Source organism: Luteimonas mephitis DSM 12574 (genome assembly GCF_000422305.1).
GTDB lineage: Bacteria > Pseudomonadota > Gammaproteobacteria > Xanthomonadales > Xanthomonadaceae > Luteimonas > Luteimonas mephitis.
Genome location: NZ_AULN01000012.1, coordinates 400913 through 423159, shown reverse-complemented (window position 1 = coordinate 423159; position 22247 = coordinate 400913). Strand labels below are relative to the sequence as shown.

General features: G+C 69.7%; 23 protein-coding genes. 20 read left to right on the top strand and 3 right to left on the bottom strand.

What is annotated here, in order from left to right:
- The first annotated feature begins 30 nt into the window (after positions 1–30).
- The 11 genes from sufD (at position 31) to H570_RS0102020 (ending at position 11872) form a co-directional block, all read left to right on the top strand.
- A complete protein-coding gene (gene sufD, locus H570_RS0102070) occupies positions 31–1287 on the top strand; it encodes a Fe-S cluster assembly protein SufD (RefSeq protein WP_027079301.1) in 1257 nt (418 codons plus the stop codon).
- Positions 1284–2543 (top strand): cysteine desulfurase, encoded by a 1260-nt coding sequence (locus H570_RS0102065; protein ID WP_036134657.1) that lies wholly within the window; start codon positions 1284–1286, stop codon positions 2541–2543. The genes sufD and H570_RS0102065 overlap by 4 nt, the downstream gene beginning before the upstream one ends.
- A gap of 219 nt (positions 2544–2762) precedes the next feature.
- Positions 2763–3287, top strand: a complete 525-nt coding sequence (locus H570_RS0102060; RefSeq protein WP_027079299.1) for a GNAT family N-acetyltransferase — start codon at positions 2763–2765, stop codon at positions 3285–3287.
- A gap of 90 nt (positions 3288–3377) precedes the next feature.
- Positions 3378–3698 carry a non-heme iron oxygenase ferredoxin subunit gene (locus H570_RS0102055; protein WP_027079298.1) on the top strand — a complete coding sequence of 107 codons (321 nt, stop codon included), beginning with the start codon at positions 3378–3380 and terminating at the stop codon, positions 3696–3698.
- A gap of 256 nt (positions 3699–3954) precedes the next feature.
- Positions 3955–6297 (top strand): catecholate siderophore receptor Fiu, encoded by a 2343-nt coding sequence (locus H570_RS0102050; protein ID WP_027079297.1) that lies wholly within the window; start codon positions 3955–3957, stop codon positions 6295–6297.
- Between the two features lie 36 nt (positions 6298–6333).
- Complete coding sequence (locus H570_RS0102045) at positions 6334–7023, top strand: Fe2+-dependent dioxygenase (RefSeq protein ID WP_027079296.1); 690 nt, start codon at positions 6334–6336, stop codon at positions 7021–7023.
- 115 nt (positions 7024–7138) lie between these two features.
- Entirely contained in the window at positions 7139–7786 is a 648-nt protein-coding gene (locus H570_RS0102040; RefSeq protein WP_027079295.1) for a PepSY-associated TM helix domain-containing protein, read from the top strand.
- 31 nt (positions 7787–7817) lie between these two features.
- On the top strand, positions 7818–8333 hold the full coding sequence (locus H570_RS0102035) for a DUF2271 domain-containing protein (RefSeq protein ID WP_027079294.1): 516 nt from the start codon (positions 7818–7820) through the stop codon (positions 8331–8333).
- A gap of 40 nt (positions 8334–8373) precedes the next feature.
- Positions 8374–9192: a DUF4198 domain-containing protein gene (locus H570_RS0102030; RefSeq protein WP_027079293.1), complete on the top strand. Its 819-nt coding sequence runs from the start codon at positions 8374–8376 to the stop codon at positions 9190–9192.
- 53 nt (positions 9193–9245) lie between these two features.
- Positions 9246–10220, top strand: coding sequence for an FAD:protein FMN transferase (locus H570_RS0102025; RefSeq protein WP_425411536.1), 975 nt, complete (start codon positions 9246–9248; stop codon positions 10218–10220).
- A complete protein-coding gene (locus H570_RS0102020; protein ID WP_245559510.1) occupies positions 10217–11872 on the top strand; it encodes a sulfite reductase subunit alpha in 1656 nt (551 codons plus the stop codon). The genes H570_RS0102025 and H570_RS0102020 overlap by 4 nt, the downstream gene beginning before the upstream one ends.
- A gap of 77 nt (positions 11873–11949) precedes the next feature.
- Here H570_RS0102020 and H570_RS0102015 read toward each other — a convergent pair whose 3' ends face one another.
- Together H570_RS0102015 and H570_RS0102010 are read right to left on the bottom strand one after the other, a co-directional pair.
- Positions 11950–12555, bottom strand: a complete 606-nt coding sequence (locus tag H570_RS0102015) for a HutD/Ves family protein (RefSeq protein ID WP_027079290.1) — start codon at positions 12553–12555, stop codon at positions 11950–11952.
- Between the two features lie 331 nt (positions 12556–12886).
- Complete coding sequence (locus H570_RS0102010) at positions 12887–13219, bottom strand: ComEA family DNA-binding protein (RefSeq protein WP_027079289.1); 333 nt, start codon at positions 13217–13219, stop codon at positions 12887–12889.
- A gap of 201 nt (positions 13220–13420) precedes the next feature.
- Between H570_RS0102010 and H570_RS0102005 the strand changes: the two genes are divergently transcribed.
- Both H570_RS0102005 and H570_RS0102000 read left to right on the top strand, forming a co-directional pair.
- Positions 13421–14914, top strand: coding sequence for a M20 family metallopeptidase (locus H570_RS0102005; RefSeq protein WP_027079288.1), 1494 nt, complete (start codon positions 13421–13423; stop codon positions 14912–14914).
- Positions 14915–14985: 71 nt separating this feature from the next.
- A complete protein-coding gene (locus H570_RS0102000; protein ID WP_027079287.1) occupies positions 14986–15273 on the top strand; it encodes a GlsB/YeaQ/YmgE family stress response membrane protein in 288 nt (95 codons plus the stop codon).
- A gap of 91 nt (positions 15274–15364) precedes the next feature.
- On the opposite strand, the gene H570_RS0101995 is transcribed toward H570_RS0102000, so the two are convergent.
- Positions 15365–16801 carry a mannose-1-phosphate guanylyltransferase/mannose-6-phosphate isomerase gene (locus tag H570_RS0101995; RefSeq protein ID WP_027079286.1) on the bottom strand — a complete coding sequence of 479 codons (1437 nt, stop codon included), beginning with the start codon at positions 16799–16801 and terminating at the stop codon, positions 15365–15367.
- 188 nt (positions 16802–16989) lie between these two features.
- Between H570_RS0101995 and murU the strand changes: the two genes are divergently transcribed.
- The 7 genes from murU (at position 16990) to H570_RS15975 (ending at position 22224) form a co-directional block, all read left to right on the top strand.
- Positions 16990–17697, top strand: coding sequence for an N-acetylmuramate alpha-1-phosphate uridylyltransferase MurU (murU, locus tag H570_RS0101990; protein ID WP_027079285.1), 708 nt, complete (start codon positions 16990–16992; stop codon positions 17695–17697).
- A gap of 69 nt (positions 17698–17766) precedes the next feature.
- On the top strand, positions 17767–18315 hold the full coding sequence (locus H570_RS15985) for an RNA polymerase sigma factor (protein ID WP_051175984.1): 549 nt from the start codon (positions 17767–17769) through the stop codon (positions 18313–18315).
- A complete protein-coding gene (locus H570_RS0101980) occupies positions 18302–18724 on the top strand; it encodes a hypothetical protein (protein WP_027079284.1) in 423 nt (140 codons plus the stop codon). Before H570_RS15985 ends, H570_RS0101980 begins: the two co-directional genes overlap by 14 nt.
- Positions 18725–18739: 15 nt before the next feature.
- Positions 18740–19621, top strand: coding sequence for a PDZ domain-containing protein (locus H570_RS0101975; RefSeq protein WP_027079283.1), 882 nt, complete (start codon positions 18740–18742; stop codon positions 19619–19621).
- Positions 19622–19670: 49 nt separating this feature from the next.
- Positions 19671–20507 carry an SEL1-like repeat protein gene (locus tag H570_RS0101970; protein WP_156899791.1) on the top strand — a complete coding sequence of 279 codons (837 nt, stop codon included), beginning with the start codon at positions 19671–19673 and terminating at the stop codon, positions 20505–20507.
- 69 nt (positions 20508–20576) lie between these two features.
- Positions 20577–21329 carry an SEL1-like repeat protein gene (locus tag H570_RS15980; RefSeq protein ID WP_156899790.1) on the top strand — a complete coding sequence of 251 codons (753 nt, stop codon included), beginning with the start codon at positions 20577–20579 and terminating at the stop codon, positions 21327–21329.
- Positions 21330–21435: 106 nt separating this feature from the next.
- Positions 21436–22224, top strand: a complete 789-nt coding sequence (locus tag H570_RS15975; RefSeq protein ID WP_051175981.1) for an SEL1-like repeat protein — start codon at positions 21436–21438, stop codon at positions 22222–22224.
- Positions 22225–22247 lie beyond the last annotated feature (23 nt).

Below are 22247 nucleotides of genomic sequence, written 5' to 3'. Positions count from 1 at the left end.
CCTTGACCGCGTCTGCGACGGTGGTGCCCGATGAGCGCCCTCCTCGACTCGCTCGCCGGCAATTCCAGCGGCGACGGCAGCCGCAAGGCCACGCTGGACGCCATCGTGCGCGACGGCCTGCCCGGCCCGCGCAGCGAAGCGTGGAAGTACACCCCGCTGCGCGCGCTTGAACGCCGCACCTTTGCGCCGGTCGACGCCGCCGTCGCGACGTTCGATCCTGCGCTGCTCGCGGACATCCCGGCACCGCGGCTGGTGTTCGTCAACGGCGTCCACGACCCCGCGCACTCGGACCTCGGCGCATTGCCGTCCGGCGTCACCCTGGCGCCCGGCAGCGCCGGCGGATCGATGCCCGAAGACGGCACCGATGCGCGCGGCCGCGGTGACGACGTGTTCGCCAATCTCAACGCCGCGCTGGCGACAACCGGCGCGGTCGTCCGCGTCGAGGCCGGCGCACAGGTCGAAACGCCGCTGCACCTGGTCTTCATTGGCGCGTCCTCCGACGCCGACCGCGCCTGGCACCTGCGCCACGTCGTCGAAGTCGGCGAAGGCGCATCGGTGGCGCTCGCCGAGCACCACCTGGCCGCGGGCGCGCACCGCCACCTCGACACCGCGACGCTCTCGCTGCGGCTTGGCGCGCGTTCGCGCCTTCGCCACGCGCGGATCCACGATGCCGCCGACGGTGCGACCACCTTCCTGCGCACCGACGCCGCGCTCGCCGAGGACGCCGAGTACCGGCGCCTGGACCTGGAGCTGGGCGCCGCGCTCTCGCGCCACGAACTCAACGTGCGCCTGCTCGGCGACCGCGCACGCGTGGTCGCCAACGGCGTGCTGCTGGCCACCGGCAAGCGCCACCTCGACACCCGCCTGAGCATCGAGCACGTCGCCCGCGACACCGCCTGCGACCTGACCTGGCGCGGCATCGGCGCCGGTCGCGGCCGCGCGGTGTTCCACGGCGGCATCACCATCCACGAGGGCGCGGACGGCAGCGACGCCAACCTGTCGAACAAGAACCTGCTGCTGTCCGAAGGCGCGGAAATCGACACCCAGCCGGTGCTGGTGATCCACGCCGACGAGGTCAAGGCCGCGCACGGCGCCACCGTCGGCCAGCTCGACCCCACCGCGATGTTCTACCTGCGCTCGCGCGGCCTGCCGGAAGCCGATGCGCGCCGCCTGCTGACCACGGCCTTCGTGCGCGAACCGCTGGGCGTGCTCGCCTCCGACACGCTGCGCGCGGCGCTGGAAGCCCGGCTCGACGCTGCGCTCGCATCGCTGGCAGGCGACGCATGACGCCCGCCGCCGCCACCGGACCCCGCCCGGCGACCGGCGACCCGATCGACTGGGCAAGCGTGCGCGCCGACTTCCCGCTGCTGCGGCGCGAGGTCAACGGCAAGCCGCTGGTCTATTTCGACTCGGCCAACACCGGGCAGAAGCCGGCGGCGGTGATCGAGGCGGTCGACGACTTCTACCGCCGCCACAACGCCAACGTCAGCCGCGCCGTGCACACCCTCGGGGGCGAGGCGACCGAGCTTTACGAGAACGCGCGCCGCAAGCTGGCGCGCTTCATCAACGTGCGGCCGGAAGAACTCGTGCTGTGCAGCGGCACCACGTTCGCGATCAACCTGGTCGCCTACTCGTGGGCGCTGCCGCGGCTGAAGGCCGGCGACGCGATCCTGCTCACGCGCATGGAGCACCACGCCAACATCGTGCCCTGGCAGCTGGTGGCGCAGCGCACCGGCGCGCGCATCGAAGTGGTGGAACTGCTGCCCGACGGCGCGCTCGACCTCGACATGCTGCGCGCGAAGATGACCGCGGACGTGAAGCTGCTCGCCATCGCCCACGTCAGCAACGTGCTGGGCACGGTCAACCCGGTGCGCGAGATCTGCCACGAGGCGCGCCGCCGCGGCGTCGTCACCGTGGTCGACGGCTCGCAGGCCCTGCCGCACCGGCCGGTCGACGTCGCCGCGATCGGCTGCGATTTCTACGCCCTCACCGGCCACAAGATGTGCGCCCCCACCGGCACCGGCGCGCTGTGGGCGCGGCGCGAGCACCTGGACGCGATGCCGCCGTTCATCGGCGGCGGCGAGATGATCAGGGAAGTGCGCTTCGACGGCACCGTGTTCAACGACGCGCCACGCAAGTTCGAGGCCGGCACGCCGAACATCGCCGGCTTCGCCGGGCTGGGCGCGGCGGTCGACTACCTCGATGCGCTGGGCATGGCGAACGTCGAGGCACGCGAGCAGGAACTGCTGGCGCACCTGGACGAGGAACTGGCAAAGGTCGACGGCCTGCGCGTCTACGGCACCGCGCCGGGCAAGGCCGCGGTGGTGTCGTTCCTCGTCGAAGGCGCGCACGCGCATGACCTGGCCACCCTGCTCGACATCGAAGGCGTGGCGATCCGCTCCGGCCAGCACTGCGCACACCCGCTGCTGCAGTGGTTCGGCATCGGCGCCACCTGCCGCGCGTCGCTGGCGTTCTACAACACCCACGAGGAGATCGAAGCCTTCGTTGCCGCGCTGCGCAAGGTGCGCGGGCTGCTGGGCTGACGCCGGGATTCGGGATTCGGGATTCGGGATTCGGGATTCGGGATTCGGGATTCGGGATTCGGGATTCGGGAAAGGCTCTTGCCTTTGCCCCCTTTGGAAAAGGGGGTATGGGGGATTTGCTCTTGATCTTGCGATGCCAACCGCGGCCCCCCAAAAAGCTCGCGGCTTCCGCCGCTCCTGCAGACAGTTCCAAGGGCTATGGAAGAATCATCCCCCCCCATGACCAGCCTCACCTTCCGCAGTGCCACGCCCTCCGATGTCGACGCCATCGTCGCCCTCGTCACCTCCGCCTATCGCGGAGACGCCAGCCGCGCCGGCTGGACCACCGAGGCCGACTTCCTCGACGGCAACCGCATCGATCCCGGCGTGCTGCGCGCTGACATCGAGCGCGCGCGCAGCTGCGTCGTGCTCGCCGAGCGCGATGGCACGCTGCAGGCCTGCGCCCACGTCGCCGACGAAGACGGCCACGGCTACTTCGGCATGTTCTCGGTGGTGCCCGGCCTGCAGGGCGGCGGCATCGGCAAGGCGCTGCTTGCCGAATGCGAGCGCATCGCGCGCGACGACTGGCGGCTGCCCGACATGCGCATGACCGTGATCGACATCCGCGACGAACTGATCGCCTTCTACGAGCGCCGCGGCTATCGCCGCACCGGCGTGTACAAGCCGTTTCCGCACGGCGACGAGCGTTTCGGCATCGCCAAGCGCGACGACCTGCGCTTCGAAGTGCTCGAAAAACCCCTGTAGGAGCGCCCCGAGGGCGCGATGCCTTCGGTTGCGTTCCAGCGCGCCCACGGGGCGCTCCTACAATGACCGCATCCGACACGAGTGCCTGCCATGACCGACTGGATCCGCGTCTGCGCCACCTCCGAACTGCTGCCCGGCGAAACCGCGGTGGCCTGGGACGGCGACACGCCGATCATCGTGTTCAACGTCGACGGCGACTTCTATGCCCTGGAAGACCGCTGCAGTCACGAGGATTTCGAGCTGTCGGCCGGCGCCTTCGACGGCGGCGACGGGACGATCGAATGCACCCTGCACGGCGCCCGGTTCGACGTCCGCGACGGCCGGGCGCTGTGCGCGCCGGCTTATGCGCCGGTGGCGAAGTTCCCGGTGAAGGTCGAGGACGGCGCGGTCTGGACGCGCGACGACCGGTAGGAATCGCCCCGCTCCCGGACCGCGCTGCACCGCCAATGCGAAAAGTATTGCGAATCATTATCGTTTGCGGTTGAATACGCGCACTCCGCCGCCCTCTCCGGCGCCAGACCCAGGCCCTGGCCCCGAAAGACCGCGTCGAATCCAAACCGCCCCCAGCCCGCCCACAGGCCCGCTACGAGGTTCCGGATGTCCGCCGCCTCCCGCCCGTGTGCGCGTCTGGCCGGCCGGGCGCCACCCATACCGCAACGAAGGCAACATGGTCCACATCAAGAGTCGCAAGCACGCCGTTCCGGCCAAGTCGCCCCAGTCCCTCACCGCCGCCACCCTGCTCACCAGCCTCGCACTGGGGCTGCCGGCCAGCGCCGTGGCCCAGGAGGTCGATTCGGGCCCCAGCCCGGAGCCGCAGGCCAAGACGCTCGAAACGGTCGAAGTGCACGGGCTGAACAGCTTCGTGGTCTCGCCCAAGTTCACCCAGACCCTGCAGGACACCCCGCAGACCATCGAGGTGCTCGACAAGGAACTGCTCCAGCAGCAGGGCGCAACCACCCTGGCCGAAGCGTTGCGCAACAGTCCCGGCGTGGGCACGTTCTATGCCGGTGAAAACGGCAATACCACCACCGGCGATGCGCTCTACATGCGCGGCTTCGACACCTCCAGCAGCATCTTCGTCGACGGTGCGCGCGACCTCGGCGCGGTATCGCGCGACCTGTTCAACATCGACCAGGTGGAAGTGGTGAAGGGCCCGGCCGGCACCGACACCGGCCGCTCGGCGCCGACCGGCGCGATCAACATGGTGTCCAGGCAGGCCAGCCTGCGCGAAGCGGCCTCCGCCAGCATTTCTGCCGGGAACGACGGCCAGCAGCGCGCCACCGCCGACTGGAACACGCGGCTGGGTGAAACCGGCGCGCTGCGCCTGAGCGGAATGTGGCAGGACAGCGACGTGGCCGGCCGCGACCACGTCAACAACTCGCGCTGGGGCATCGCGCCGTCGCTGGGCTTCGGCCTGGGCAGCGACACGCGCGTGTTCCTCAACCTGCTGTACGTGAAGCAGGACAACGTGCCGGACGGCCTGGTGCCGACCATCGGCCTGCCCAGTTGGGCGCCGCAGCCGGGCCTGGAGCAACTGGCCGGGCATCCGGTCGATCCGGAGAACTTCTACGGCAGCGAGTTCGACCATGACGACGTGACCTCGCAGATGGCCACGCTCCGGTTCGAGCACGACTTCTCCGACACGCTGAAACTGAGCAACACGCTGCGCTGGGGAAAGACCAGGCAGGACTACCTCATCACCGCCTTCATGGGCACCGGCGGCACACCCGGCGACGAGCAGGCCGGCAACATCCACTGGACGGACAAGGACGACCTGTCCACCTACACCCTGGCGCGCGGCACCTTCAGCAGCCGCGACCAGCAGAACACGATCCTCACCGACCAGCTGAACCTGCGCGCGGATTTCGCCACCGGCGCGGTCGATCATTTCCTCAGCGCGGGACTGGAACTGACCCGCGAGGAACAAACCGCCCACGGCATCGCCATCGACAGCGCGCTCGACCCGGCCAGCCTGTACAACCCGGACTGGCGCGGCACCGGCACGCTGGCCTACGGCCGCAACGGCACGGTGGCCAACGGCAGGACCGACACCGCGGCGCTGTACGCGTTCGACACGCTTAAATTCGGCGAGCGCTTCCTGCTCACCGCCGGCGTCCGCGCCGACCGCTACACCACCCGTTACGACGCCACCGGCATCTGCACCACGGTGGTTCCGCTGCCGCGGCGCGGCATCGCCTGCCCGAGCGGCGTCGCCGACGGCAGCATCATTTCCATCGCCGACCTGAAGTCCTCCGACACCCTGCTCAACTACAAGCTCGGTGCGGTGTACAAGCCGGTCGAGGTGCTGAGCCTGTATGCCAACGCCGCGCTGTCGCAGCAGCCGCCGGGCGGCGCCAACTTCAGCCTGAGCACCGCCGCCAACAGCGCCGACAACGTCAACAACGACCCGCAGAAGGCGCGGACCTACGAGGTCGGCGCCAAGTGGGTGGCGCCCGGCAGCGGCCTGGCGCTGAACCTGGCGCTGTTCCAGACCACCGTGACCAACGAGATCACCGCCGACGACACCGTGCCGGGCGGCTATTCGCAGACCGGCGAGAAGCGCGTGCAGGGCGTCGAGGTGTCCGCGGTCGGCAACATCACCGACAACTGGAACATCTCGCTGGGCTACCTGCACCAGGACGCCAGTGTCAGGGAGGGCGCCGCCGTGAGCGAGGACGGCAGCAACCACCTGACCTACACGCCGGACGAAGCGATCACCAGCTGGACGACCTACCAGTTCCCGTCCGGGCTGACCGTCGGCGGCGGCATCCGCTACACCGGCGGCCTGCACAGGGGCAGCGACGGCGCGGTCGGCACGCCGGAATACACCAAGTCATGGACGGTGTACGACGCGATGGTCTCGTACGCGATCAGCGACAACGTCAGCCTGCGCCTGAACGGTTACAACCTGTTCGACAAGCAGTACGTCGCCGCCATCAACAAGAGTGGCTACCGCTACACTCCGGGCGCGCCGCGCACCTTCGTGCTCAGCGCCGACATCCGCTTCTGACCCGCATCGCTGCCAGGGCCTCGAGGAAACTCCACCATGCTGCTGCACGTCCCCGCGATCCTCGATGCTGCGCAGGTGGCGCATTTCCGCAAGGCGCTCGACGGCGGCGAATGGATCGACGGCAAGGCGACGGTCGGCGCGCAGGGCGCGCAGGTCAAGCGCAACCAGCAGCTGGCCGACGGCTCGCCGCTGGCGCGCGAACTCGGCGCGGCGGTGCTCGCGGCACTCGCGGCCAGCCCGCTGTACCACGCCGCGGTGCTGCCGCTGCGCACGCTGCCGCCGCGCTTCAACCGCTACCACGGCGGCGGCCAGTACGGACTGCACGTCGACGGCTCGGTGATGCACGTGGCCATGCCCGGCCAGCCCATCGGGGCATTGCGCACGGACATCTCGTGCACGCTGTTCCTGTGCGAACCGGACGAGTACGACGGCGGCGAACTGGTCGTCCACGACACCTACGGCGAGCACGAGGTCAAACTGCCGGCCGGCGACCTGATCATCTATCCGTCGAGCAGTCTGCACCGGGTCGAACCGGTCACGCGGGGCGCGCGGCTGGCGTCGTTCTTCTGGGTGCAAAGCCTGGTTCGCGACGACGGCCAGCGGCGGCTACTGTTCGAGCTCGACGCGTCGATCCAGAGCCTGACCCGATCCGGCGCCGACCGCGCCGCGCTGCTGCAGCTGACCGGCGTGTACCACAACCTGCTGCGGCGCTGGGCGGAGACCTGAGAGCAAGAACCGACGGCCAGGGCAACCGCACGACACGAGCGATTACTGGCGCCAGACGTGAGAATGATTCTCATCCATGCTCTATACTGTGCCTTTCCGCGCCGAATCTCCCGCCTTGCCACCGCCTTCCTTTTCTTCAAGCGACCCCGTACCCGCGCAACAACGCCGCGGCTTCTGGCTGCGCACCCTGCACCAGTGGCACTGGATCAGTTCGGCGGTCTGCCTGGTCGGCATGCTGCTGTTCGCGGTCACCGGCATCACCCTCAACCACGCGGCGAAGATCGAGGGCGATCCGCAGGTCGCCAACCAGGCCGCCACCCTGCCCGCGCCGCTGCTGCAGGCGCTCGGCACGCGCGAGGAAGGCAACGCGCCGCTGCCGGGCGCGGTGGCCGAATGGCTCGATGACACGCTCGGCACGTCGATCGGCACGCGCGATGCCGAGTGGTCGCAGGACGAGATCTACCTGTCGATGCCCGGTCCCGGCGCGGATGCGTGGCTGAGCATCCAGCGCGGCGACGGCGCGGTCGAGTACGAACGCACCGCACGCGGCTGGATCTCGTACCTCAACGACCTGCACAAGGGCCGCAATGCCGGCCCCGCGTGGGGCTGGTTCATCGACGTGTTCGCGATCGCCTGCGTGGTGTTCACCGTGACCGGGCTGTTCCTGCTGCAGATGCATGCGCGCCAGCGCCGCATGACCTGGCCGTACGTCGGCCTCGGCCTGCTGGTACCGGTGCTGCTCGCGCTGCTGTTCATCCACTGACTTTCCCCTGATTCCGATCGACGAGGTTTCCATGCGCGTCACGCTCACCATCGCCCTCAGCGGCCTGCTTGCCATGCCGGCGTACGCCGCGCAGTTCGACGTCGACGTCCAGATCCCGCAGCTCAAGGTCGCCGAGTACCACCGACCCTACGTGGCGGTCTGGATCGAGGGCGCCGACAGCAAGGCCGTCGCCGACCTCGCCGTCTGGTACCAGGACAAGGACACCAAGGAGGGCCACGGCACCAAGTGGCTGCCCGACCTTCGCCAGTGGTGGCGACGCTCCGGGCGCACGCTCGACCTGCCGGTGGACGGCGTCACCGGGCCGACGCGCCCGGCCGGCAAGCACGCGCTGGGCTTCGACTCCACCGACCCGCGGCTGGCGAAGCTCGCGCCCGGCAGCTACACGCTGGTGGTCGAGGCGGTCCGCGAAGTCGGCGGCCGCGAACTGCTGAAGATCCCCTTCACCTGGCCGGCGACCGCGCCGCAGTCCGGCAAGGCGCAGGGCAAGACCGAACTCGGCGCGGTCGCGCTGGCGATCAAGCCCTGATCGCGCCTTCTCCCATCCCGTCCGAATTCCGGAGCACGCCATGAAGCATTCCCTCGCCCCAGCAGTCGCACTTGCACTCGCCCTGGCCGCCGCGCTGCCGATCACCGCATCCGCGCACAAGGCCTGGCTGATGCCGTCGCAGACCGTCATCGCCGGTGAGAACCCGTGGATCACGGTCGATGCCGCGGTGTCCAACGACCTGTTCTACTTCAACCACGTGCCGCTGCGGCTGGACAACGTCGCGGTCGTCGCGCCCGACGGCAGCAAGGTGGAAACGCAGAACGCCGCCACCGGCAAGTACCGCAGCGTGTTCGATCTCGAACTCACCCAGCCCGGCACGTACAGGATCGGCATCACCAGCCACAACCTCACCGGCCGCTGGGAGCAGGACGGCAAGCCCAGGCGCTGGCGCGGCACCGCGGCAACGTTCGCCAGCGAGGTACCGAAGGACGCGAAGAACCTGGAGGTCGGCGAGTCGATCAGCCGCGTCGAGACCTTCGTCACCAGCGGCTCGCCCAACGACACCGCGCTCAAGCCCGATGGCATTGGCCTTGAACTGGTGCCGGTGACGCATCCCAATGACCTGTTCGCGGGCGAACAGGCCACGTTCCGCTTCCAGATCGACGGCAAGCCGGCGGCGGGCCTGGACATCGAGATCGTCCGCGGCGGCACCCGCTACCGCAACGCGCAGGACGAGATCAAGGCCACCACCGACGCCAATGGCGAGTTCAGCGTCACCTGGCCGGAAGCCGGCATGTACTGGCTCGATGCCTCGGCGCTGGACGACAAGGTCTCGATGCCGCAGGCAAAGCAGCGCCGGCTCGGCTACGTGGCCACGCTGGAAGTGCTGCCGCAGTAAGCCATGCGCCGTCGCGCCACCGCGGCGACGGCGCCCGGCCAGCGACTTCGCCCTTGAACCACACCACCACTTCCGGCGCGCGCGTCGTGCACGTGCTCCATGGCGACACCATGGGCACGCGCTGGCGCGTGTGCGTGGCCGCCGACGCGCGCCTGGCGCTGCCACCGCTGCATGACGCGGTGCAGGCAACGCTCGACCGCATCGTCGCGCAGATGAGTACCTGGGAGCCTGCGTCGGACATCAGCCGCTACAACCGCGCCGCGGCCGGCAGCTGGCAGGCGCTGCCGCAGCCGTTCGAAGCGGTGCTGCGCTGCGCGCTGGACGTCGCGCGGGCCAGCAACGGTGCCTACGACCCCACGGTCGGCCCGTTGGTGGACCTGTGGGGATTCGGCGCCGGCGGTCGCGACCCGCGCGTCGCGGATGCCGCCGAAGTCGCCGCCGCCAGCGCGCGCATCGGCTGGCAGCGGATCGCGCTGCGCGACGACCCGCCCGCGGTGCTGCAGCCGGGCGGCATCGCGCTCGACCTGTCCGCGATCGCCAAGGGGTACGCCGTGGACGCGGTGGTGGCCTGCCTGCGCGAACGCGGCATCGCCGACGCGCTGGTCGACATCGGCGGCGAACTGTTCGGCTGCGGCCGCAAGCCGGACGGCACGCCGTGGCGGGTGCTGGTCGAAGCCGCGCCCGATGCCGATGACGCGACGCCCTGCGTGCTCGCGCTTGAGGATTTCGCCGTGGCCACGTCCGGCGTCCATTGGCACCACTTCGAACACGATGGCCGGACCTTCGCGCACACGCTCGATCCGCGCACGGGTGCGCCGGTCGAACGCGCGCCTGCGGCGGTGACGGTGATTGCCGACGATGCGATGCGCGCCGACGCCTGGGCCACCGCGCTCACCGTGATGGGGTTCGACGAGGGCTTTGCATTTGCCCGGACGAACGGCCTTGCCGCGCGCTTGGTCGCCGCCGATGCCGGCGATGATGGCATCCGGATGACCGCCGCTTTCACTGCCCGGCTGCTCGCATCGTGAGCGCGAACATCGCGAGTACGGGCACTCCCGGCGTGCGTCGCGTGCCGTACGCCGCGATCGGCAACGGGTTCGCACTGCTTGGCTTGCTCGCACTTGCCATTGCCTTCGTCCCGCTGCATGACGACGCATGGTGGCCGGCTTCGCCGCAGCGAATGCGCTGGATCTGGGCGGCGGTCGCGATGACGTTGTATGCCGCCATCAGCGGCCGACTGCTGTGGCGTTCGCGTTCGCGTCCGCGCCGCGCGCGCGATGCGGCGACGAGCGGCGATCAGGTGCTGGTCGCGTGGGCCAGCCAGACCGGGTTCGCGCAGCAGCTTGCCGAGCGCACTGCCGCCACCCTCGCCGACGCGGGCATGGACGTGCAGCTGCGCGCATTGGCGCAGGTCGACGCGGCCACGCTGGCCACGGCATCGCGCGCGCTGTTCGTGGCCAGCACCACCGGCGAGGGTGATCCACCCGACCCGGCGCTGGCCTTCGTCCGCGACGTGCTTGCCGCGCCGGCCACGCTGCCGTCGCTGCAGTTCGCGGTGCTGGCGCTGGGCGATCGCGAGTACGAGCACTTCTGCGGCTTCGGCCATCGCCTCGACCAGTGGCTTCGCAAGGCAGGCGCGACGCCGCTGTTCGACCTGGTCGAAGTCGACAACGGCGACGCCGGCGCGCTGCGCCACTGGCAGCACCACCTCGGCCTGCTCGCGCAGCAGCCGGAACTGTCGGACTGGTCGCCGGTCACCTATGAGCCGTGGCGGCTGCGCGAGCGCGTCGAGCTCAATCCCGGCAGCGTGGGCGGTCCGGTATTTCGCCTCGCCCTCTCGCCGCCCGCCGGCATGCAGCCGACATGGCAGGCCGGCGACATCGCCGAGATCGGCCCGCGCAACGCGGCTGACGCCGTCGAGTCGCTGCTCGCGGCGCTCCAGCTTCCAGCGGCTGCGCAAGTCCGCTTCGGAGACCGCCAGCTTGCGCTCGGCGACGCGCTGTCGCGCGCGCACCTGCCGGAATCCGCCGCCGTCGCCGGCCTGGAGGCGCAGGCCCTGGCCGACACCCTCAAGCCACTGCCGCACCGCGAATACTCGATCGCCTCGCAGCCTTCGGAAGGCAACCTGCAGCTGCTGGTCCGGCACATGCGTCGCCCCGACGGCCGCAGCGGCCTGGGCAGCGGCTGGCTGTGCGAATACGCACAGCCGGGCGCGACCATCGACCTGCGCATCCGCGGCAACCCCAACTTCCACCCGCCTGCGCCGCAGCGGCCGATGATCCTGATCGGCAACGGCACCGGCATCGCCGGCCTGCGCGCACACCTGGCCGCGCGCGCCGAAGCCGGGGCACGGCGCAACTGGCTGCTGTTCGGCGAACGCAACCGCGGCCATGATTTCCTCTGCCACGACGACATCGAACGCTGGCAGGCCGACGGCCTGGTCGAGCGCGTCGACCTCGCGTTCTCGCGCGACGACGCCCAACGCCGCTACGTCCAGCACGTCCTGCGCGACGCCGCCGACACCCTGCGCACGTGGGTCGACGACGTCGCCGCCATCTACGTCTGCGGCAGCCTGCAGGGCATGGCCCCCGGCGTGGACGCCGTACTGCGCGAGGTGCTGGGCGATGCGCTCGTCGAGCAGTTGCTGCGCGATGGGCGCTACCGCCGCGACGTGTACTGATTCGATCCGCCGGGCAGGAGCGTCTCACGGGCGCGGTCTGGCCCGCCTGGAATGCGCATCGCGCCCGTGGGGCGCTCCTACGGGTTCGCGGCGGTCTCTGCCAGCCGGATCACCAGCAGTTCGCCGCCGCCATCCAGCAGGAAGCGCGTCCGCTGCGGCTCCTCGAGCAGCGCCGTATCGCCTGCCTGCAGCGGCGCCAACCCGGACCCTGCACCGAACCGCGCCTCGCCTGCCAGCAGGTGCAGCGCCCACATGGTGCCCGGTTCGGCAAAGAACACCATCGGCCCGACCAGGGGCCGGTGCAGCAGTTCGGCTGCCATCGCGTCGCGTCGCCACATCAGGTTGAAATCGTGCGTGGGGCCGTCGACCAGTTCGCCGGTCAGCGCCCGTTCGCCGGCGAAGCGCAGCCGGCCGTGCGGTGGTTCGAGCAGGTGCGCCTCGCCGTCGTCGAAGCGCAATCGCAGGCCGTTGCCCCGCAGCAGCACCAGCTCGCGGTCGACGCCGGGGAACGCCGAGAACGGCGCATCCCGTTCGATTTCGGCGATCGACAGCCGCCAGCTCCAGTCGCCGCCCTGGTCGGGTCGCTGCGCGTGGATCTCGCGGGTCCAGCCGAAGCCGTTGCGCCAGCGTTCGCGGCGATACTCGTTGGCGGGAATCACCCGCGACTGCTGCGTAGAGGACATGCCGCGAGTGTAGCGGGCGGGATGCGCCGTCCGGAACCGCGCCGGCGCGGGCCTCATTGGACGCGCGTCCGGCTACGCGCGGAAAAGATGCTGCTCGTGACCGAGGGGGAGAATCGCTGCGTTCGCGGGATGGCGTACGGCACGTGGCCGGGACCAGGCACGAACCTTTCCCGGAGTCCGGCGAAGAAAAAAAGCCACCCGTGCCGTACGAATTCCCGTACGGCGCGGGTGGCAAACGTCCCTGTAGGGCGTCATGCCCGTTCCAGCGGAGCCTCCGGCTCCCGACCGCCGGCCCCACCTTCCCTGGCGGGCCCCGGTGACGATCAACGCATCAGCGGTTGGCGGCGCCCATGTTCGCCCCTGCCGCTGACCTGACCGGCGTGGCCTTCCTCGCCGTGCCGAACGAGATGCGGTCACGGTTTTTCTCGACCGTCTTCAGGCCGATGCCCTTGACCATTGCCAGCTGCTCGACGCTCTTGAACGCGCCGTGCTCCTTGCGGTAGGCGACGATGGCCTCGGCCTTGGACGGCCCGACGTTGACCAGCACCCGGTCGATGGTGGCCACGTCGGCGGTATTGATGTTGATGCGCTCGCCGGCGAGCGCGCCTCCGGCCAGCAGCAGCGACAGCAGCAGCGAAGCGAAGATGGTCCTGATGGATGTCATGGCTTGAACTCCCTTGTAGAGGTGGATTCCGTTCCCCGGCGACCGATTGCGCCGGTGGGGACAGTCTCCGCCAGCGCATCGGCCGCGCCTATCGCCGCAAGCCGTCGCGTGGCGCAAGGCTTTGCCGCGTCCGGCCGTAGGAAAATTCCTACCCGGCTGCGAGGCGTAGAATCAGGGCATTCAAATCAGCGAGGCCCTTCCATGGATGCCAGCAAGATCGAAAGCTTCGTCGGCGCGAAGTGGGACGACGAGATCGTCCCGCAGCTCGTCGAATACATCCGCATTCCAAACAAGTCGCCGATGTTCGACACCGACTGGGTGAAGAACGGCTACATGGACGACGCGGTCAAGCTGATGGAGGCCTGGGCGCGCGCGCAGCCGATCCCCGGCATGCAGCTGGAGGTGGTGCGCCTGGAAGGCCGTACGCCGCTGATCTTCATCGACATCCCGGCATCGGGACCGGAAACCGGCGATGACTGCGTGCTGCTCTACGGCCACCTCGACAAGCAGCCCGAGATGACCGGCTGGGACGACGACCTCGGTCCGTGGAAGCCGGTGCTGCGCGGCGACAAGCTGTACGGGCGCGGTGGCGCCGACGACGGCTATGCGATCTTCGGCTCGCTGGCCGCGATCCAGGCGCTGCAGGACCAGGGCGCGCCGCACGCGCGCTGCGTGGTGCTGATCGAGGCCTGCGAGGAATCGGGCAGCTACGACCTGCCCGCCTACGTCGACCACCTCGCCGACCGCATCGGCAAGCCGTCGCTGGTGGTGTGCCTGGATTCGGGCTGCGGCAACTACGAGCAGCTGTGGTGCACCACCTCGCTGCGCGGCCTGGCCGGCGGCAACTTCACCGTCAAGGTGCTGGAAGAGGGCGTGCATTCGGGCGACGCGTCCGGCGTGGTGCCGTCGAGCTTCCGCCTGCTGCGGCAGCTGCTTTCGCGGATCGAGGACGCCGACACGGGCCGCATCCTGCTTGAAGGCCTGCATGCGGAAGTCCCCGCCGACCGGCTGGCGCAGGCGAACAAATGCGCGGAGGTGCTGGGCACCGCCGTGTTCGACAAGTTCCCGTTCCTGCCGGGCATGACGCCGATGGCCGAGGACCTCACCGAACTGGTGCTCAACCGCACCTGGCGCCCGGCGCTGTCGGTGACCGGCGTCGACGGCATGCCGCCGCTGGCCTCGGCCGGCAACGTGCTGCGGCCGCAGACCGCGGTGAAGCTGTCGCTGCGGCTGCCGCCCACCCTGGATGGCAAGGTCGCCGGCGACCTGCTCAAGGACGCGCTGCTGCGCGACCCGCCCAACGGCGCCCACGTCACCCTCGAACTCGAAAAGGCCTCCACCGGCTGGAACGCGCCGGCGATGTCGTCGTGGCTGGAAAAGGCGATCGACGACGCCAGCCAGGAGTTCTACAGCCAGCCGGCGATGTACATGGGCGAAGGCGGCTCGATCCCGTTCATGGGCATGCTCGGCGAGAAGTTCCCCGGCGCCCAGTTCATGATCACCGGCGTGCTCGGCCCGCATTCCAACGCGCACGGCCCCAACGAGTTCCTGCACATCCCGATGGGCAAGAAGGTCACCGCCTCTGTGGCGCGGGTGATCGCCGAGCACCACGCCGCCAGCCTGCGCGGCGAAACCACGGGCGCGGCGGTCGCCGCCGACAGCGGATCGCGGCACGGCGACCACGGCTGCTGCTGACGATCGACACTGGTGGCCGGGCCGCGGGCTGTTAAGCTTCGGCCCGGTCCTCCACCACGAAGGGGTTTGGAATGGAAGGTCTGTTCGGCAGCAGCAACTGGCTCTACATCATCCTGATCGGATTCATCGTCGGCGTCCTGGCACGCTTGCTCAAGCCCGGCAAGGACGGCATGGGCATCATCCTGACGACCCTGCTGGGCATCGCCGGCGCGCTGCTGGCAGGCTGGATCGGACAGGCGACCGGCTACTACCAGTCGGGCGAGCCGGCGGGGTTCATCGCCGCGCTGGCCGGCGCGATCGTGATCCTGGTCGTCGTGGGCCTGTTCCGGCGCAAGCGCACCACCTTGCCTCCACGCTGAGCGCGCGGGCGGCAAGGAAGGGCCGGATGAATGCCCGGCTCTTCCGGTTCTTCATCAAGCCACTGGAGTAATTGCTGCGGGTCTGGCGAACCTACGAGCGCCCGTAAACGTCCTCGTAGCGGACGATGTCGTCCTCGCCCAGGTAGTCGCCCGACTGCACTTCGATCAGCTCCAGCATCTCCTTGCCAGGATTCTCCAGCCGGTGCTTCGCGCCCAGCGGGATGTAGGTCGACTGGTTGGCGTGCAGTTCGAACACGTCGTTGTCGCGGGTCACGCGCGCGGTGCCGCGGACCACGATCCAGTGCTCGGCGCGGTGCCTGTGCGACTGCAGCGACAGCCGGGCGCCGGGCTTGACCTTGATCCGCTTGACCTGGAAACCGTCGTCCTGGTCGACGGAGTCATAGCTGCCCCACGGCCGGTGTACCTCGCGATGCAGGATCGCGTGGCTGCGGTGCCCGGCCTTGAGCCGGGCGACCACGTCCTTGACCTGCTGCACCTTGTCCTTGTGCGCCACCAGCACCGCGTCGTCGGTCTCGACCACGACCAGGTTGTCCACGCCAACCAGCGCCACCAGGCGCCGCGCATAGGCATAGCTGTCGTGGCTGTCGACCGCGATCACGTCGCCGTGGCGGGCGTTGCCGTCCGCGTCCTGCTCGCTGACGTCCCACAGCGCCGACCACGAGCCGACATCGTTCCAGCCGATGTCGACCGGCAGCACCATCGCGCGGTCGGTCTTCTCCATGACCGCGTAGTCGATCGAATCGGAGGGGCTGGCGGCGAACGCGTCCTTGTCGAGGCGGATGAAGTCGCCGTCGCGCTGCGCGGTTTCGAACGCGGCGCGCACGGCGGCGAGGATGTCGGGACGGAAGCGCTCCAGTTCGGCCAGGTAGCGCGAGGCGCGGAACAGGAACATGCCGCTGTTCCAGTAGTAACCGCCGGCGTCGAGGTATTGCCGCGCGGTCGCGGCATCGGGCTTCTCGACGAAGCGCAGCACGCGGCGCACGCCTTGGTCGCCGCTGTCGACTCGGCCGGCGTCGGCTTGAATGTAGCCAAACCCCGTTTCCGCCGACTCCGGCACGATGCCGAACGTGACCAGCGCGCCCTGCGCCGCTGCCGGCATGGCCGCGCGCACGGCGGCCTGGAATGCCGGCACGTCGCGCACGACGTGGTCGGACGGCAGCACGAGCAGCAGCGGGTCTTCGCCGCCGGCGACAGCCAGCAACGCGGCAGCGGCGATCGCCGGCGCGGTGTTGCGGCCCACTGGTTCGAGCAGGATCGCGGCGTGTTCGATGCCCACCTGGCGCAGCTGTTCGGCGGCGAGGAAGCGGTGCTCCTCGTTGGCGACCACGATTGGCGCCGCGCCGGCGGCCAGCGGCGCAACCCGCTGCCAGGTGTCCTGCAGCATGGTGAGTTCACCGGCCAGCGCCAGGAACTGCTTGGGATAGGCCTCGCGCGAGAGCGGCCACAGGCGCGTCCCGGAGCCGCCAGAAAGCAGGACCGGTTGCAGGCGCGTGGCTTGGTCGGACATCGGCGATGCTCGTCGGGGAAGGCGCCGGGAGTTTACCCTGTGCCCCGAATGCTTCCGTTGCCCGGAGTCCGGATGCCCACGCCAGCCACGCCCCCGACGCGTGAAACGCTCTCCCCTGACGGCGCAGCGCACGCCATCGGCGTCCCCGACGAAGTGCCGGCACCGCGGACGCGGCGGCCGGCAGCGGCATGAAGGCGCTGATCTTCGCCGCCGGCCTCGGCGAACGCATGCGGCCGCTGACCGACACCACGCCCAAGCCGCTGCTGGAAGCAGGCGGCAAGCCACTGATCGCCTGGCACCTGGAAAAGCTCGCCGCAATCGGCGTGCGCGACGTGGTGGTCAACATCTCATGGCTGGCCGACCGGTTCCCGCAGGTGCTGGGAGACGGGGCACGCTGGGGGCTGCGGCTCATCTATTCGCACGAAGGCCCGGTCCCGCTGGAAACCGGCGGCGGCATGCACCACGCCCTGCCGCTGCTGCGTGGAAACGACGATGCGCCTTTCATCGCGATCAACGGCGACATCTGGACCGATTACGACTTCGCCCGCCTGCCGCGCGAACCGGCCGGCGACGTGCACTTGGTGCTGGTCGACAACCCGCCGCACAACCCGCGCGGCGACTTCACCCTCGTCGCCAGCGGGCAGGTCGCCAGCGACGGCGACGAGCGCCTGACCTTCGCTGGCATCGGTGTCTACCGCCCTGCGCTGTTCGACCGCTGGCGCGACGTGATCGGTGACGCGCCAGGCGCCGACGCAGCGCCGCCTCGCTTCAGGCTCACGCCATTGCTGCGCGCAGCAATGACCCGGGGCCGCGCCAGCGGCGAGCACCACCATGGACGCTGGACCGACGTCGGCACGCCGCAACGGCTGGCGGAACTCGACGCAGCGCTGGCCTGAGCCGCGACGCGGCGCTCCCGGCATACGCACGCTGCGACGATTGCGTGCCTCCGCGCGTACCTTGATGCAATGTCCGATCCCTCTGATGCCAAGGATGACGAAACGCAACTGGTCCGCCGCGCACGCCGGGGGCAGGAAGCCGCGTTCGCCGAGATCTATCGCCGCCATGCGCGCGCGATCCACTCGCTCGCGCTGCGCCTGACCGGCAACCACGCGACCGCCGAAGACATCACCCAGGAATGCTTCCTGAAGATGCTGCAGTTCCTCGGCGGCCTGCGCGACGGCACGCCGCTGCGGCCGTGGCTGAAGCGGGTGGCGGCCAACGCGGCGATCGACCGCATCCGCCGCGACCGGCGCCTGCTCGCCATCGAGGACGACGACGCACAGCCCGCGAACGGGCCCGATCCACTGCTCCACGCCGAATCCCTCGGCCTGCTGCGACGGTTGAGCCCCACCGAACGTACCGTCGTATGGCTGCACGCAATGGAAGGCTGGTCGCATCCGGAGCTGGGCCGGCGCTTCGGACGCAGCGAGAGCTGGTCGAAGTCGATCGTCTCGCGAACCCTGGCACGGCTGCGGCTGGAACTGGACGAAGCACACCCCCATGACAACGAATGACGACATCCTGCAGGAGCACCTGCGGCAGCTGCCGGAAGCACCGCTGCCGGACAACCTCTGGTCGCGCGTCAACGGCGCACGCCGGCGCGGCCGCCAGCGACGGCTCGCCGTTGCGGCCACCACGCTGGCGGTGGCCGCGGTCATCGCCTTTTCGCCTCTGATGCAGCCGTCCGCGCCGGAAAACGCGCAACCTGCATCCACCGTGGCAGCGGCCGCTCACGCGCCCCGCAAAGCGGGTCCCGACGACGTGGACGCCGAACTGCGCGCGCTCGATCGCGCCCTGCAGGCCGGTTACGCCCGCAATGCCAGCGACGCCGAACTCGAACCTCTCTGGGCGCAGCGCCGGCAGCTGCTCGCCGGCAACAACGCCACCACCAACTCCCCGCTGCCCCGCAGCCTGCGCATCTGACCCGAGGATTTCCCCATGTCCGTCATCCGCGGCTTCACGCTCCTCGTCTGCCTCGTCGTCCCCGGCCTGCTGCTTGCCGCTGACAACGGCAAGCAGGTCGAGGCGGAAATGGACGCCACCCTCCTGCACCTGGCAGAGCGCGGCGCGCTGGGCAATTTCGACCAGCCGCTCGTCATCGCCCGCCCGGCACAGGTGCGCTATGAACTGGGCGCGGTGGTGGACGTGCGCAAGCCCGATCCGCAGGGGCTGGAAGTGCTCGCGATCACACCCGATGGCGCCGCAGCGCGCATGGGCCTGAAAACCGGCGACCGGCTGGTTGCGATCAACGGCCGCCGCCTCGACGGCCAGGCCACGCCCGCAACTTTGCTGCGTGACGCGATGGCGGCAAGCAACGGCAGCGTGCGGCTGCTGGCAGCTCGCGGCAAGACGCGCGTCGAACTCGCCGGCAGTGCCGATGCCGCAGCCGTCCCCGCCTACCGGCTCACCATCGGCGAAGCCACCGCGAACCACGCAACCGGCTGCGGCTATGTGACCTATTCCGCGTTGCCGCCGCGCAGCAAGGGCCTGTTCGAGGCGTTCATCAGCACCATCGACGGCCGCAGCACGCCGCCCGGACTCGTCAATCGCCTGCGCGTGGACGCCGGGCGCCACGTCCTGACGGTGCAGGAGCTGATTCCCGAGCATCGGCTGCTCCCCTCCCAGAACATGCAGCGTTCGTTGATGCAGCGGCAATCCATGGCGCGCGCCTACAAGCCGTTGGTCGTGGACATCAAGCCGGACACCGACTACCGGATCGGCGCGCGCCTGCGCAAGGAGCGGTTGGACCGTGACAGCATCCGCGCCAACGAGTACTGGGAACCGGTGGTGTGGGAGCAGCGGGCCGCCAAGTGCCGGTGATCCGCCACCAGTCGCTCAAGGGAAATCTGCAGACCAAGGGAGATGCAACATGTCGGGACCGCCAGCCATTGCATCCGGGCTCGGGTTGGCACTCGCGCTGTCGCTGCTTCCTTCCGGCTACGCACTGGCGCGCGACGACGGCCGGGCACCGCGCGTCTTGACCCTGCAGCCCCCGGTCGAACGCGAAGTGCGCGGCAATTACATGGGTGAGCCCGGCATCGATCCGGGCATCCTGACCGAGGGGTTCCTGTCCTCGCACCCCGACATCCGCTGGCGGCGCGAGGGCCTGTACTCCTACAACCGCAAGGAATACGACATCGCGGTGGCGCAGTTCCTGCGCGCGGCGCGCCATGCCGACAAGCCGTCGCAGGCAATGCTCGCGGAGATGTACTGGGAGGGCATCGGCGTGCCGCGCGATCGCGAGCTGGGTTACGCGTGGATGGACCTGGCGGCGGAGCGGATGTATCCCAACTTCGTCATCCTGCGCGAGCGCTACTGGCAGAAGCTGGGCGCGCGCCAGCGCCGCGACGCGATCGAACGCGGCCAGGCGCTGCTTGCCGAATATGGTGACGATGCGGCGAAGCCGCGGATGGAGCGACAGCTGCGGCTGGCGAACCGGCAGGTCACCGGCAGCCGCCTTGGTTTCGTCAACCCTGGGCTTTCGGTCATCCCCGTGACCGGTCCCCTGAGCGGCGTGTCCCTTGCCGGTGAAACGTTTTACAAACCCGAGTACTGGCGGACCAACAAGTACTTCGAGTGGCAGGACGAAATGTGGCATGCGCCGGCCCGGACGGGGCACGTGGACGTCGGCGACCTGCAGCCCGTCCATGACGACGCCAAGCCCGACCGTCCATCCCGCAGCCATCCGCCGGAGCCTGCCGGGTAGCGCACGTGTCCTTACCGGCGTCCCGGCATGCCGGGCCGAACACCGAAACCCCTGCGAAGGAGCACACGCATGAAAACGGCAATCGCCCTGATCGTCCTCGCCTCGTTGCCATCGCTCGCCAGCGCGGCGCCCCAGGAGACGACGAAGCGAACGCCGACGGCATCGTTCAGCACGCCGGACACGCCGGTGACCGGGCGGATGGTGCTGCGCGAGTCGACCGGCGACGCGCTCGCCACCCAGACCCAGGCGCTGCTCACGGCACGGCCTGACATCCGCTGGCGCATCGCGGGCGAACAGGCCCGGTCCGAAGGCCGCGACGAGGAAGCCTACCTGCGCTTCCAGCGAGCAGCCCGCTATGGCGACAAGCAGGCCCAGTCGATCCTCGCGCGCATGCACCACGATGGCTCCGGCGCCGTGCGCGACCCTGCGCTAGCGTTCGCATGGATGGCGATTGCGGCCGAGCGCGGCGACGGCACCTACGTCCAGCTCCGCGACCGCTATTGGCGGCAGCTCGATGCGGCGCAGCGCACGAAGGGCGAGGCCCATGTGCAGGCACTGCAGGCCGAGTACGGCGACGCACAGGCCGTCCCCAGGCTGCGACGGAGCATCCGCACGGCGCGCCACCAGGCAACCGGCAGCCGGCTCGGCTACGCGGGCGCGCTGGAAGTCACCACGACCAATGGCAGCAGCGATACTTCCGGCACTTCGCTGTCCGGGCCGGAGTACTACGATAAAAAGTACTGGCGCAGCCCGCAGTCCGCGGCCAACCAGGCGCCACCCCCGCCGGCCGGCACCTCCAAGGGAAAGAACAGTGGGCAATGAACTTCATTTTCGTGAAGACATCGGTCCAGTCCACCACGGTGGTGCTGGGCTTCCTGCCCGCCCCGCCACCTCGGCCAGCCCGCGCCATCGTGCGCTAGCCGCATGGATGTCGTCGTTCCTGCTCTGCCTTTCGTTCGCGGCCACGGCGCAGGCGCCGGCAAACGCGCGCGTGCTGACGGCGCAGCCGCCGCCCGAGCGCGCGGTGTACGGCAACTACCTCGGCGAACCTGGCATTCCGCCGGAAATGCTCACCTCGGGCTTCCTTACCGCGCATCCCGACATCCGCTGGCGGCGCGAAGGCGCGTATTCCTACAACCGCAAGGAGTACGAGCTGGCACTGGACCAGTTCACGCGCGCCGCGCGCTACGCCGACAAGCCCTCGCAGGCGATGATCGCCGAGATGTACTGGAAAGGCCTGGGCGTGCCGCAGGACCGCGAGCTGGCTTACGCCTGGATGGATCTGGCGGCCGAGCGCATGTATCCCAACTTCGTGATCAAGCGCGAACGCTACTGGGCACTTCTCGACGCCGACCAGCGCCGCGACGCGATCGAGCGCGGCCAGCAGCTGCTGGCCGAGTACGGCGATGACGCCGCCAAGCCGCGATTGGCGAAGGTCATGCGGCAGGCGAAGCGGGAAACCACCGGCAGCCACGCCGGCTTCGTCGGCGGCGGCCTGCGGATCACGCCGATGACCGGGCCGCTGGCCGGCACCGGCATGACGATAGCGCCGGAGAAGTACTACGCGGCCGAGTTCTGGGATCCGCAGGCGTACTTCGTGGCCCAGGATGCCGAATGGGGCTCAACCAGGCATGGACAGGTCGATGTCGGCGAACTCGAGAACGTGCCGGCAACGGAAGAAGCCACGCCTGATCCCGAGGCAACGCCCGAGCCCTGAGCGGCCGTCGCGCTGCCGGGGTA

Excerpts from the sequence above, each read along its gene's own strand:
- sufD (WP_027079301.1), top strand. The coding sequence starts at position 31 with ATGAGCGCCCTCCTCGACTCGCTCGCCGGCAATTCCAGCGGCGACGGC.
- H570_RS0102065 (WP_036134657.1), top strand. The coding sequence starts at position 1,284 with ATGACGCCCGCCGCCGCCACCGGACCCCGCCCGGCGACCGGCGACCCG.
- H570_RS0102060 (WP_027079299.1), top strand. The coding sequence starts at position 2,763 with ATGACCAGCCTCACCTTCCGCAGTGCCACGCCCTCCGATGTCGACGCC.
- H570_RS0102055 (WP_027079298.1), top strand. The coding sequence starts at position 3,378 with ATGACCGACTGGATCCGCGTCTGCGCCACCTCCGAACTGCTGCCCGGC.
- H570_RS0102050 (WP_027079297.1), top strand. The coding sequence starts at position 3,955 with ATGGTCCACATCAAGAGTCGCAAGCACGCCGTTCCGGCCAAGTCGCCC.
- H570_RS0102045 (WP_027079296.1), top strand. The coding sequence starts at position 6,334 with ATGCTGCTGCACGTCCCCGCGATCCTCGATGCTGCGCAGGTGGCGCAT.
- H570_RS0102035 (WP_027079294.1), top strand. The coding sequence starts at position 7,818 with ATGCGCGTCACGCTCACCATCGCCCTCAGCGGCCTGCTTGCCATGCCG.
- H570_RS0102030 (WP_027079293.1), top strand. The coding sequence starts at position 8,374 with ATGAAGCATTCCCTCGCCCCAGCAGTCGCACTTGCACTCGCCCTGGCC.
- H570_RS0102015 (WP_027079290.1), bottom strand. The coding sequence starts at position 12,555 with ATGTCCTCTACGCAGCAGTCGCGGGTGATTCCCGCCAACGAGTATCGC.
- H570_RS0102010 (WP_027079289.1), bottom strand. The coding sequence starts at position 13,219 with ATGACATCCATCAGGACCATCTTCGCTTCGCTGCTGCTGTCGCTGCTG.
- H570_RS0102005 (WP_027079288.1), top strand. The coding sequence starts at position 13,421 with ATGGATGCCAGCAAGATCGAAAGCTTCGTCGGCGCGAAGTGGGACGAC.
- H570_RS0102000 (WP_027079287.1), top strand. The coding sequence starts at position 14,986 with ATGGAAGGTCTGTTCGGCAGCAGCAACTGGCTCTACATCATCCTGATC.
- H570_RS0101995 (WP_027079286.1), bottom strand. The coding sequence starts at position 16,801 with ATGTCCGACCAAGCCACGCGCCTGCAACCGGTCCTGCTTTCTGGCGGC.
- murU (WP_027079285.1), top strand. The coding sequence starts at position 16,990 with ATGAAGGCGCTGATCTTCGCCGCCGGCCTCGGCGAACGCATGCGGCCG.
- H570_RS15985 (WP_051175984.1), top strand. The coding sequence starts at position 17,767 with ATGTCCGATCCCTCTGATGCCAAGGATGACGAAACGCAACTGGTCCGC.
- H570_RS0101980 (WP_027079284.1), top strand. The coding sequence starts at position 18,302 with ATGACAACGAATGACGACATCCTGCAGGAGCACCTGCGGCAGCTGCCG.
- H570_RS0101975 (WP_027079283.1), top strand. The coding sequence starts at position 18,740 with ATGTCCGTCATCCGCGGCTTCACGCTCCTCGTCTGCCTCGTCGTCCCC.
- H570_RS0101970 (WP_156899791.1), top strand. The coding sequence starts at position 19,671 with ATGTCGGGACCGCCAGCCATTGCATCCGGGCTCGGGTTGGCACTCGCG.
- H570_RS15980 (WP_156899790.1), top strand. The coding sequence starts at position 20,577 with ATGAAAACGGCAATCGCCCTGATCGTCCTCGCCTCGTTGCCATCGCTC.
- H570_RS15975 (WP_051175981.1), top strand. The coding sequence starts at position 21,436 with ATGTCGTCGTTCCTGCTCTGCCTTTCGTTCGCGGCCACGGCGCAGGCG.